Genomic DNA, 11,449 nt, shown 5'->3' on the forward strand with positions numbered 1-11,449 from the left:
ATCACTTTTCCGTATGTGCAATTCATAGCTATATGTTCCACTATATATCTTCATTTTCACTTTATATTTCTGCATTCCCACCATATAAACACGTAAAAATGCTGAATGTGGTACATCCTTATAATCTATAACAAGCTTATCTCTTGAAACCTCTATTTCCATCGCCTATTCTTCCCCTTGTATGCTAGTACTTGTATAAAATTTAACACTTAGTACACTAATTAAATAATCGTAATCTTTTCAATTTACGTATATAAACATGCAAAAAAGCACTTGTCGCCTGTTATAGACAATCAAGTGCTTTAAGTTTATAAATTCTCTAAGTTTAATAATATTTGCAAGTTTTATAAGTTATTTTAGTATTGACAGTATGACATCTTTTTTTACTACATGGCAAGCGTAACGTTTAAACCCTTTAGCTTGTTTAATCTCGTGTATTTGTTGCTTATGACATCAATAAGTAGCCCTTGTAAGTAATATGTCATCTCGCCTATTCTCGCCCTTATTGCTTTATTATAAAAATAGCACTCCTTGATGGCTTAGCCTTCATGAGTTATTAATTCAAATTAAGGATATCCTTGATAGACAAGTTAAAAATATGTGTCTATCATTGTTTTAAGCGTTAAGTATAAATCGAGAAATTTTATTTGGTAGTCTTTATATCGCCACTTCAGCCACTCTCATTTGTCGGCTTACCATATGAATTATTTATAAAATATTTAGTTTTCTTTATTTTTAATTGTCTGAAGATACTTTTCTAGAAGTTTCTTTCCTGAGTTACTTTTTGGAACAATACCCATATTTTCAAATTTCCATATTGTCGATATTTCATGGGGGTCCGCATTTGACAGATCTTCATAACTATAATTTATTTTAAACTTTCCTGTGTTATCAAAAATTAATGTGAAACTTGTCCATGGCGCTTCATCATTATCGATAAACTCTCTCCATAACTCTTTTATGCTATCTAGCAATCGATTCCAATGTACGGAATACTCCTCTTCACTTATGGTAAAGAGCTCAGTAATATCATGACTACAAATAGGATTATCATTATCTTTAGGATAGTAATAGAAGTCAGCTGTTTGAGAACCGTCATTCACTTCGGCATAAAGATATACCTTTAACCACTCCTCAGGAATTGTATCTATTATGATTCCAACAATCTCTTGATATAATCTGCCTAATTTTTCATCATTCATCTAATTTTCCTCCTGGTACATTATCAAATCTCTTTTTCTCCCAACCATCTTCACCAATTTGATACTTAATTTCAAAACTATCTGGACGTTTTGAATCGCCTTTATAAATAGGGGTTATTTTTACTTTCACTTCATCTCCTTGTTTAAGTGCGTCAGCCCACGAATTCTCAAGTTTTTTCCACTCACCTTTATTTAGGTTACCATTCATTGGAACAAGGTTATCTATATTACCAGAACCCTTGAAAATGCTTGCAATCAAATGGCCACCTTCATCCCCGTTTACACAATTGTACAATTCGGTCATATACTTGATCGTCAAGCTCCATTGTTAATCACCTCTTTAAAGATTTTTTTGTAGTAAGTAGGTTTCTTTTAACTTTTCGCTTGCAAATTGATTGAAACAATAATGGTTAAGTTCATAATATCGGAGTCTAGAATCCATTCTCTAAAGATTTAGCTACAAAATATCTACCCAACTGTTCCACCATAAGACATATCCGTTTTATGAACCATATCCACTTTATCCAGATTATACCATTCCCTATTACTTACCATAAATTCAGTATTATCATCACAAGATTTTTGGTGGATTTTCATATTTCATTTCCTCAACTACTCCTTTATCCCACCACTTGATTGGTGCCATCTTATAAATAGCCTTTAGGGACTCGTACCGTTATTTTGATATTGGGAGTAATTTCGTTTATAGATGGGAGTGCTATTGTGAGCAATATTACCACAGAGGACAAGACTTCTTGAGCCACATATTAAAGGCATGTATTCTGTTGCGCTTATGGAGATACTTTTTTGTCCACAAAGGTGTCGTCTTTAGAGTACTGAGCGCATACTCTTACTTTATAAAAAAAGGTTGCTTATGGTTTGGTTCTAACCATAAGCAACCTATGAAATTTATAGTTTCCATCATTTTGTACAAGTCTGTAAGTACAAAAATTCGCATTAAAAAACATTCTTATTATACTTTTTAGTGAAAATACTGGATAAACCTTTCTTTACGAGGAATATATTCATCTTCAAGCAGTTCCACTTCTAATAATTTCTTTTTATTCCCTAATTTTACAATAAATAAAGCGTAAAAGTCACCATTAGTTGGGTAAGAAAATAGTCCATACCCTTTGGAAGAAATGACTTTGTTGACTTCCCTTATCTTTTCGGGTAAAAACTCATATTCAAATTCTCCTAACTTCTCAAGCTCTTCTTGTGAAGCCAATTCAATATTCTTGTCATATTCATAATCTAAAATGTAGTTTACAATTTCATAATTATCTTCACCTTTATAATCAAGATAAAGAAACTTTTTCGTAAGCATTCCATGTTCTAATACACTTGTATATATACTCTGCATTTCTGAATTATTTAAATTGTTTATTTTTCATATGTCATAGTTAAAGCTTATATCCATAAAAATATTTTTGTCCTTTTTCCCAGTTTTCACTTGAAAGTCTATCAATATAGCCAATAAAATCTTTATAATTGCTCACATTTATGACAGTATTGTAGTCCGCAGGTACTTTTTCACCGGACCAAATTGATAATAAAGAAGGTATTAATTCCATTTTTAATGGCTCCTCATTATTCGCAGCAATCAAAACACGCTGTATCAACTTTTTAGCTAAGTCGCCAGGAAAAGCCAAATTTTGTTGGAAATAATAACTCTCTGTATCCATTTCCTCACAATAATTAAAATAGAAATTTCCAATTTCATCTATAGTTGCATCTTCACCAATTTGTTCCTCAAAATTAATAAAAGAATCAATAGAATCCCTTATAATAATAGCTGTATCACTGATTTCATCCCATTCTTCAAGTAAAGCCAATAAATATGGAATTATATCAAGAGAAAGTGATGTTATGGCTGCTGATGCAAAAGTGTTTACTGTTTCTTCATTTACCTCACTAAGAAAACGTAGATTATTTGAATCCCTTAAATCATCATGTGTTGCAACAGCTAAGAACATTCTAATACATAAATTCAAAACCGATTCATTTCTAGTCTGATTCATTAATTGGAACAATAATGGTTTTTGAGTAAAATCACCTGTTTTAAATAATTCAATTAAATTAAATAAAACTTCCTTTTCTGTTACAGAATTCAAAATTTTTTCTTTAATTTCTGATTTGACTAAAGTTGTTTTTTCTCCAAACCATATACTATTCATAAGATTTCCCGTTTCTCCCATAGATGCACCTACTTTCATTAAATTATCTTTTGCCATTTTCTTTTTGCCATTTCAAAACTTTATTTTGAAAAACAGTAACTTCAGTATGTTGAGGATTATTACCAAATACAATAACCCCCTTCTCATTCTCATGTATTTTTAGTATCTTAGCATTTTCTTTACCATAACCCATTTCATGATAAAAATCCAAATCTAATTCATCAATTTCTTTGTGACGAATAGTCGATTCTCCTGTCTTTTTAATATTTGAACTTACATTCTCTCCACCAAAAGATAAACCTTGCTTATGATGACCTTTTTCAAGTTCTCCTCTTCTAACCAACGTTTGATAATCTACTCTTGCTTCTTTTAGTTCTTTTCCCTTTACTATTTTAGATTCATCAGGGTTAGGATACCAATCAGGCTTAGTTTCGTGTAATTTTTTCGCCTCACCATAATAAGGTCCATAAACATCCCTACCTGAAGAATTATTACCCGTACCCTATGTTGTAATCTTAAAATCCGCTAATAAAAAAACAACCTATCTAAAAGCCGATTAAACTACTTCTTTCGCTTTTACTTCGGGTAATTCGTAGGCTGTTTTATGCTTCATCATGCCGTAAATAATGTTCACAAGCCTTCTCATAATGCAAACCAAAGCTTGTCCTTTTGTCTTGCCTTCTTTAATTTTACGTTGATAGTAAGCATGAAACACTGGGTTCCTAGGCAGTTTACTTCCTTTCGCTACTTGTACTTGTTGGACTGCTAGGTTATAAAATAAAGCGTGTAGAGCCCGATTTCCCTGTTTACTTTTATGTTCCTTGCCTTTCCCACCAGAGCCAAAGTAGACTGGTGCAATCCCCGCGAATCGTGCTAATTTGTTGGCATTTGGAAAACGTCTTACGTCACCAATCTCCGCAATTAAAGCTGATGCTGTTACAAGTTCAATGCCTGGCATGGATTCTAATTGAAAGTCTAGTAAGCCCATTAACGTTTTTAATTCTCTTTCCACCTTGCTCATTTCCTGCTTTCCAAATAAAATGTGACGCACGATACTTTCTACCAAAAAATTTCGTGTTTCTTGATGCTCTTTTGTTGTGTTCCCGTCCTCCTTTACTAGCTTCAATATTTCATTTGCTTTTTTCACCGAACAAGTATTGTTGCTCACTTCTAATAAAAATGTAGTCAACTGTTTTATACTTACACCTTCTAAACAAGATGGAGATGGATATCGTTCCCAAAACGCTAATGCTGTTTTTCCATCTACCTCTGAAAAAAACTTTTTATAGCTTGGGTAGTGGTGACTTAATTGAATATGCAGTTGGTTCTTTAAAGCACCTTGTGCCTTTACTAATGCATTTCTTCTAGTGACCAGCTGTTGTATCGACCAATATAAATCATGTGGTTTAGCGTCTGGTAACTGCTCTAGTTTGTTCACCAAAATTCTGGCTACACATTCTGCATCCCAGCTATCACTTTTTTGTGTGGTCATGTGACTTTTGCGTTCAGCGTATGAAAGAGCTGGATTAACTTCTTTTACAACTTGTCCGTGCTCATCCAAAAACTGCGCTAATGCTCGTCCATAGCCCCCAACATCTTCTAAACCAAAAATAGGTGTCAAACCATCTTCCATATATTTATAAATATCCAGTAAAAATGTTGAAAAAGCAGATGGTTTATTTTCAAACTTTATTTCGCCTAATTTCTTATGCCAACAATCAATAATCACCGCTACATGGTGATGCTTATGTAAATCCACTCCAATATATAATTGTTTCTGTTTTTCGTGCATCATACATTCTCCTATTTATTTTTTATGAATGAAAATACCGGCAACCTTAGTTCGAGCGTTCACCAACTGGTGCGCATTGGTACGAAAGCCTATCTATTTTCACTGTTACATAAGAACTTATAAGAAAATGAGCACCTTTTTTAGGTAACCTTTCAAATTATTGCTTGGTGTTTCCCATTTGCTTGTATTTGTCCATATGTATATATCCCCTTGATAAAAACTTTCTCTGTCTAAAATGCGTTTCACTTGTACTTTCGTAAATGGTTTACCTTGAGCTGTTTTATATCCTTCTTCATTCAACCTGTTTGCGAACCTAGACAGTGACCATTTCTTATGGAGCTGTTTTAGCTCAAACAACCGTTTAACTGCTTCTGCCTGACTATCGTGTATAATAAGTTCCTTATTACCCTTTTGTTTCATGTAGCCAAATGTTGCCCTTCCACCTGCATACCCACCTTCCTTTGCCTTTTTATTTCTACCCTTTGTTAGCTTTAGTGCTATTTCAAGCCGTTGGTATTGGTCTAATAACTCCATTAAGCCGTTTACCAAAAAATCATTGGGGTCTTTCTTATGGATACTGTAAAATGGTTGTTCAATGCTTTTAATATCACAGCTATATTTCTTTATTTCTCGTTGTATCAGCACCTTAACAATATCTGACCTCCATAACCGACTTGTGTTTAACACCAACACATACTCTATTTGGACAGACGAAAAGTGAGCCAACATCTCCTGTAAGCCCACCCTATCTATTTCTAGTGCTTCCTCATTCAGTTTGGCACCACTTATTCCTTCATCTCTAAAAATATGGACCAAGTTTAAGCCTTGTTCCTTGCAATATGCTTTAATTTCATCTTCTTGATATCTCAAGCTATATCCATCTCTCGCTTGCCCTTGAGTCGAGACTCGTATATATCCAACAACGTTCAATTTCTCAACCTCCCGTTACATAAATTGTAATTTTCGTAACGCTTTTTAACGAATAGCGAGTATTATACGACCGTCTCTAGTAAAAATACAACCTTAAAAATATTTGACTAAATAAAGCAAACAATTCCCTCTCACATTAACCATTGTTTATCGCCACGAGCTTTGTCTTTATCGTTTATTTAGTCACTATTCCATACAAAACTACCTCCTGCATGTAAAATGTCATCTCGCCTAATTCTCACACTTTTCTTCCTAGACCAATGTTTACATAGAACTCCTTGATGGCCCAGCCTTCATGAGTTTTCGAATCAAATATCAGATTACTTTTTAACCACAAACTTCTTTGAGTTAAGAAAAAACCTTGAAAGGCATAAAGCTAAACTCTCAAAGAATTATTTTGTTTTCGCCCCATCGTAATTCCACATTGGATAGCACTGATGTTCCAAGTATAGTTTTTTTATTTTTTTATGCCTATTCTTATCTATCGAAACCTCTATTTCCATCACCTGTTCTTCACCTTGTATGCTAGTACTTGAATAAAATTTAATACTTAGTACACTAATTAAATAATCGTAATCTTTTCAATTTACGTATTTAAACATGTAAAAAAGCACTTGTCGCCTGTTATAGACAATCAAGTGCTTTAAGTTTATAAATTCTCTAAATTTAATAATATTTGCAAGTTTTATAAGTTATTTAAGCACTGACAGTATGACATCTTTTTTACCACATGGCAAGTGTAGCGTTTAAACCCTTTAGATTGTTTAATCTCGTGTGTTTGTTGCTTATGCCATCCATAAGTGGTCCTTGTAAATAAATTGTCATCTCGCCTATTCTCGCTCTTATTGCTTAATTGTTAAAATAGCACTCCTTGATGGTCTAGCCTTCATGAGTTTTTGAATCAAATATCAGATTACTTTTTAACCACAAACTTCTTTGAGTTAAGAAAAATCCTTGAAAGGCACTTAGCCAATCAAGGTTCTCATATGTTTCATTTTTATGATAGTCCCCAAACACTAAACTCATAAAAATATTCCGTTCGTTCAATACACAAACCAAAATTAAAATCTTCAGCAACTAGTATAAAATCTCCGTATCCCACTGAAAACCTTGTCAACTCAAGAACTTTATCTAAGTTACTAAATACTTCATGAACATTAATCAACACTGCTTCTATTTCATTTTCTCTAAAAAACAATAGGTTTCCTTTTTTGGGTGTTAATTCGATATTATCAATAATCTCATTTAACAACTGTATTGATTTTTGAATATTTTCTTTATAGTTATCTCCTTGCAATTGAATCTTATTTTTCTTTGTGTTAAGTACCGAAAATACTTTCTTACAAAATAAATCGTTATCTTCAATATCTAAAAATGGTTCCTCTGTAAGATTCATGAAGTTTAATTCTTTGATTAAATTCTTCCTTCTACTTTTTCTTTTTAACAACTCCATCTTTGTTGTTCTATCATTACTCAAATTAATCACCTTCCTCATGATGCCCCTTCTTTTTATAACCAACAAAATCTTCTGGTGAATGCCCAGGATACTGATTATATCTTCCTTTTTCTAATGGGCTTCCCTTTAAATCGTCAGCACCATGAAAATGAGGACCTCGTCCGAATTTATCTTCTCTGTGCTCTATTATATATTTTTTCTTACCATCTACTTCAAATTCATATACTCTCCTATTCTCAGATGTTCCATCATAAACATCAACAGGTTTCTTGTGCTGAGAAGAATTAGGTATTCCAGTACTTCTCTTTGCATCCCTGAATGCCCCATTTTTTGTTAATACCTTGTCAGTTTTACCCGTACCCTTATGTTGTAATCTTAAAATCCGCTAATAATAAAAAACAATCTATCTTCAACCTTAATAATCAGGATTAATCTTTCTTCACTCAAAACTTCATTATTTATTCCTTCTATAGAAGTATTTAGTTTTAATTAAATATTTTTCTGCAGGATTCAAAAACTTTGATACCCCAAATTTAATCCATGTACTCCTCAGCAATTTGTATACTTCTCTTTAAATTTAAGTCTGGATATCTTTGATCTAGGTAATATAGTAATTCAATATACTTTTTACTTTGCAAAGTATATGCCACTTCTTCAAAAACCTCACTTAAAAATGAAAGTTCTGTTTTTGTACAAACCTGTAAGAAATTCAAAGTCAAGTTTTCATCTTCACTTAGTAAAACAATTAGCTCTTCCCATTTCTGCTCAATTCTTGGGTCATTATCATCTAGTAATGCTCGTGCACCTAAGACTGCTCTAACTTTTTCCTCAAACATTGTTTATTTCCCCCTTTAAAACTATGGCTGTTACATACTATCTAGAAAATGGCTCCCATCTCTCCATTTGTTTTAATTACACCTAACACCATTGTAATCACCGAATACTGTTACACACCATAAGCATATTAGGCTTAATCGGCACTAGAAGTTTAATTGTCTCCAGTCGGTCTCACATTTTTTTTCGTAAGTTATAAAACCTTCTGTCGAAAATCTTTTTTCAAGTATCCTACTAGCCTCGTATTTACTACAATCCTTTTCCATATAAATTTCATCTTGTAAAAATAATAAAAACATGGAACTCGAAGCATCGTTATTCGCCAAATAGAAACCCAATAGTTCGTTGTATTGAGTGCTAAAGAACAAACCTATATACTCTATTTTGAGTTTTATATTTTCCTTGCATTCAATTAATCCCTCATAACTAGAAAATAAATTAAAGTCATCTAAATCGTAGACTCTATTCACTGAGATTAACGGATTCATACCTCTTATATACAAGCCTATAACATCACCATTATCTTTCTCGAGGAAAAGAACATGGTCTAATCTCTCATTATCATCCTCATCATGTAAATAAATAATGTTTGAGATTTCTTTTTTATCGAAAAAATAATCAAACTTTTTGATAAAAGATATTATATAGTTATTCATAGTCATCCTCACTCTCTAATCAAATCTAATTCGGATTTTAACTTTCTTGATAAGCGATCCTTTTTTATTTAAGAAAGTCAATAATACATATACGGGGTATTACATATATCACGTAAACAACGGAATCTAAAAAAGATGGCTCCGACAGAATATCGGAACCACCTTATCGCAGTCTAGCCTGCAAAAATACTTTTTATTAAACTGTCCGTTAAATAGAGCTAAGTTCAAATAGCCAATCAAGGTATCCTGTTACTTAAGTAGAACTGCTAAAAGGATAAGGTTTGTCCCATAGATTAACTGACAGGTTCATTTCACATACTTGTTTTACAGCCTCATTACATCGCTCAGTACTCCCAATGTCAACATAATAATCATAATCAAATCTTACAAACATCGTTTCTGATTCTAATTCCACCCAAATATACTCCCTTAAAGCCAAGCGAGTAACAAGTTCTACTTCAGCAAAACTTAAACTCATGCCCTGTTCAACAATCTGAAAATAATTAAGCATTTCTTTGGATTCTTCCAAGGAAAATCCCTTTTTTACGATATTATCTTCAATCACTTCCAAGTTTAGTGGTTTTTCAAGTTGTTTAACAATTAATTTAGTAGAGGTTGAAGAGGTCATAAAAACCTGAATAGCATTAATAAACTTCTCTTCCATAGTTAAATATTCATTTACTGTAAATATTTCCCCGCGATATCTTGTTCCTATATCAGAAACAGATGTCCAGGTAGGGCTTCCACCTTGTTGATTTAATGGATATTCGTCATCTTTATACTTAGAAATTTGCCAAAAGTAATTAATATTAATCACCAATCCTGTTTAAATTTTTATCATATGTTCCTTTTCTAGTTTCTTTCCTAAACAGATCCTCTGGAGAATTTGCTTTTTTCCATACCCCACCATTATCAGTTGAGCCTGTTGTCTTTCTAGGTGTATCAGGAGAAATATACTCCTTTCCATTGGTATAAACTGCTCTACCATGTGATTTTACCCCAGGAACCCGTTTATAACCTAAAATTTCCGCACCTACATCAGCCTCTTTATCTGTTCTATACGGTCCATCGGGTGGAGTTGTCTTTTTAGCAGGTTTCCAATCGCCTGTTTTATTATTGTAATCATCTGTTCTTTGTTCCTTACGTTGATAATAACCACCATATGCATCATTAGAATTACCCTTATCAAGCTGCTTCTTCGAATACTCTCCAAGTTGCTCTATTTCTTTCTGAGTATATTGGGTTTTCTGTACCTTGTTTGCGTTATTGGCAAGGTCATGGGCAGCTTCTATACCTTTCCCCATATCTTTAAAGGCTTCCGCACCTTTTTTTACTTTTCCAGCCTTACCAATAGGATTAAGAATTGATAAAGCTGCTCCATTTCGTTCTCCAGCCGTAGCGTTTGGATTTGCGTATGTGGCAATATCTTCGAGTAGCAAAGCGTAAGCTAGATTGGCACCCATTACTGTAAACGGAGCTAGACCATCTGGATAAACTGTTGATGGAGTACTTAAGACTTTACGCAAGTCCGTAAGTGTTGTCTTGGGCTCTCCATCATGCACTGAATATGTTTTCGGTGCAGGACAGGAATTTTTTAAATTGGTATACCTCGCTCGCGGATTTTCGACTTTCTGTCCAGTGATCATGTCTTTTCCAGTGGCCATTTCATATAGAGCTTTAATATTTCCAAAAACAGGAATGTAATTTAACCCCATAGAAACTAGTTTAAGATTTTGAGCTGTTTCATTCTTTTTGACTTGTTTGACAGCAGCTTTGGTCGCATTGCTGGCCTTTTTAGTTCCTTGCTTAACAGTTGCTTTTTTTACTGTAAGTACTGCTTTTTTCACAGCCCGTTTAAACTTCCTGACCAATTTTCTCCTGGATAGCCTATTTCTAAGCTTCCTGGCCTTTGTAAAAAACTTACCTCTCTTTTTCTTACGCTTCTTCCTAAGCTTTTTCAAGAGATTCTTTAATTTATTTTTATTTTTCGCCTTTTTGATTTGCTTTTTAAAGGCCTTTCCTGCTGCTTTTTTTGCACTCCTAACAGCAGGGATACTACCAAGGAGGCTGCTTATCGCTCCAAAAAAACCTATATTCTTACCTTTCCCCTTCTTCGCCATTATGCACCACCCCCACCAAGAGGGATCATGCCCATGACGTCTAGGGCAGATTCAAGGCCAGCTCCGTCTTCTGATGCATCAGACACGGACACAGGTGCTTTTTTCGAGCCTTCCATTGTCACAATCTGTCCCTGTATATCGGTAATTCCGTCTAGCACGAGACTGCTGGAGCCACATGACAAGTGCATAGATTCTGTTGCGCTCATCGAAATGCTTTTACCTGCAAAGGTGATATCATTGGCTTTTAGTGTAAGTGATTGCTTACTATGTACTTCTACTCCG

General features: G+C 33.7%; 12 protein-coding genes and 2 pseudogenes. All 14 read right to left on the reverse strand.

What is annotated here, in order from left to right; all coding sequences use genetic code 11:
• Positions 1-719 precede the first annotated feature (719 nt).
• The gene (locus ACQKN2_RS24090; RefSeq protein WP_427417182.1) at positions 720-1,202 is read right to left on the reverse strand and encodes an antitoxin YezG family protein; all 483 of its coding nucleotides are present in this window, start codon (positions 1,200-1,202) and stop codon (positions 720-722) included.
• Positions 1,195-1,506 carry a DNA/RNA non-specific endonuclease gene (locus ACQKN2_RS24095; protein WP_427417190.1) on the reverse strand — a complete coding sequence of 104 codons (312 nt, stop codon included), beginning with the start codon at positions 1,504-1,506 and terminating at the stop codon, positions 1,195-1,197. The genes ACQKN2_RS24090 and ACQKN2_RS24095 overlap by 8 nt, the downstream gene beginning before the upstream one ends.
• A 678-nt stretch (positions 1,507-2,184) precedes the next feature.
• Positions 2,185-2,565 (reverse strand): DUF6630 family protein, encoded by a 381-nt coding sequence (locus ACQKN2_RS24100; protein WP_427417183.1) that lies wholly within the window; start codon positions 2,563-2,565, stop codon positions 2,185-2,187.
• A gap of 40 nt (positions 2,566-2,605) precedes the next feature.
• Positions 2,606-3,400, reverse strand: coding sequence for an Imm47 family immunity protein (imm47, locus tag ACQKN2_RS24105; RefSeq protein WP_427417191.1), 795 nt, complete (start codon positions 3,398-3,400; stop codon positions 2,606-2,608).
• A 22-nt stretch (positions 3,401-3,422) separates the two neighbouring features.
• A complete protein-coding gene (locus ACQKN2_RS24110) occupies positions 3,423-3,722 on the reverse strand; it encodes a hypothetical protein (RefSeq protein ID WP_427417184.1) in 300 nt (99 codons plus the stop codon).
• 213 nt (positions 3,723-3,935) lie between these two features.
• Positions 3,936-5,171 carry an IS110 family transposase gene (locus ACQKN2_RS24115; RefSeq protein WP_427417192.1) on the reverse strand — a complete coding sequence of 412 codons (1,236 nt, stop codon included), beginning with the start codon at positions 5,169-5,171 and terminating at the stop codon, positions 3,936-3,938.
• A gap of 152 nt (positions 5,172-5,323) precedes the next feature.
• Positions 5,324-6,101, reverse strand: a pseudogene (locus ACQKN2_RS24120) (recombinase family protein).
• A gap of 997 nt (positions 6,102-7,098) precedes the next feature.
• Positions 7,099-7,596: a YxiF family protein gene (locus tag ACQKN2_RS24125; RefSeq protein WP_427417185.1), complete on the reverse strand. Its 498-nt coding sequence runs from the start codon at positions 7,594-7,596 to the stop codon at positions 7,099-7,101.
• Positions 7,580-7,939, reverse strand: coding sequence for an HNH/endonuclease VII fold putative polymorphic toxin (locus ACQKN2_RS24130; protein ID WP_427417193.1), 360 nt, complete (start codon positions 7,937-7,939; stop codon positions 7,580-7,582). Before ACQKN2_RS24130 ends, ACQKN2_RS24125 begins: the two co-directional genes overlap by 17 nt.
• Before the next feature lie 151 nt (positions 7,940-8,090).
• A complete protein-coding gene (locus tag ACQKN2_RS24135; RefSeq protein WP_427417186.1) occupies positions 8,091-8,393 on the reverse strand; it encodes a hypothetical protein in 303 nt (100 codons plus the stop codon).
• A 144-nt stretch (positions 8,394-8,537) separates the two neighbouring features.
• The gene (locus ACQKN2_RS24140) at positions 8,538-9,047 is read right to left on the reverse strand and encodes a hypothetical protein (protein WP_427417187.1); all 510 of its coding nucleotides are present in this window, start codon (positions 9,045-9,047) and stop codon (positions 8,538-8,540) included.
• Positions 9,048-9,300: 253 nt separating this feature from the next.
• Positions 9,301-9,864 carry a hypothetical protein gene (locus ACQKN2_RS24145; RefSeq protein ID WP_427417188.1) on the reverse strand — a complete coding sequence of 188 codons (564 nt, stop codon included), beginning with the start codon at positions 9,862-9,864 and terminating at the stop codon, positions 9,301-9,303.
• Positions 9,857-11,167: a toxin C-terminal domain-containing protein gene (locus tag ACQKN2_RS24150; protein ID WP_427417189.1), complete on the reverse strand. Its 1,311-nt coding sequence runs from the start codon at positions 11,165-11,167 to the stop codon at positions 9,857-9,859. Before ACQKN2_RS24150 ends, ACQKN2_RS24145 begins: the two co-directional genes overlap by 8 nt.
• A pseudogene (locus tag ACQKN2_RS24155) lies at positions 11,167-11,449 on the reverse strand (contractile injection system protein, VgrG/Pvc8 family); the annotation flags it as partial. The pseudogene ACQKN2_RS24155 and the gene ACQKN2_RS24150, both read right to left, overlap by 1 nt.

The sequence above is a fragment of the Lysinibacillus sp. NPDC093688 genome, assembly GCF_050280145.1.
Taxonomy (GTDB): Bacteria; Bacillota; Bacilli; order Bacillales_A; family Planococcaceae; genus Lysinibacillus; species Lysinibacillus xylanilyticus_B.

Bases quoted from the DNA above. Each gene is read 5' to 3' on its own strand.
- ACQKN2_RS24090 (WP_427417182.1), bottom strand. From the start codon at position 1,202: ATGAATGATGAAAAATTAGGCAGATTATATCAAGAGATTGTTGGAATC.
- ACQKN2_RS24095 (WP_427417190.1), bottom strand. From the start codon at position 1,506: ATGACCGAATTGTACAATTGTGTAAACGGGGATGAAGGTGGCCATTTG.
- ACQKN2_RS24100 (WP_427417183.1), bottom strand. From the start codon at position 2,565: ATGCAGAGTATATATACAAGTGTATTAGAACATGGAATGCTTACGAAA.
- imm47 (WP_427417191.1), bottom strand. From the start codon at position 3,400: ATGGGAGAAACGGGAAATCTTATGAATAGTATATGGTTTGGAGAAAAA.
- ACQKN2_RS24115 (WP_427417192.1), bottom strand. From the start codon at position 5,171: ATGCACGAAAAACAGAAACAATTATATATTGGAGTGGATTTACATAAG.
- ACQKN2_RS24125 (WP_427417185.1), bottom strand. From the start codon at position 7,596: ATGAGGAAGGTGATTAATTTGAGTAATGATAGAACAACAAAGATGGAG.
- ACQKN2_RS24135 (WP_427417186.1), bottom strand. From the start codon at position 8,393: ATGTTTGAGGAAAAAGTTAGAGCAGTCTTAGGTGCACGAGCATTACTA.
- ACQKN2_RS24140 (WP_427417187.1), bottom strand. From the start codon at position 9,047: ATGAATAACTATATAATATCTTTTATCAAAAAGTTTGATTATTTTTTC.
- ACQKN2_RS24150 (WP_427417189.1), bottom strand. From the start codon at position 11,167: ATGGCGAAGAAGGGGAAAGGTAAGAATATAGGTTTTTTTGGAGCGATA.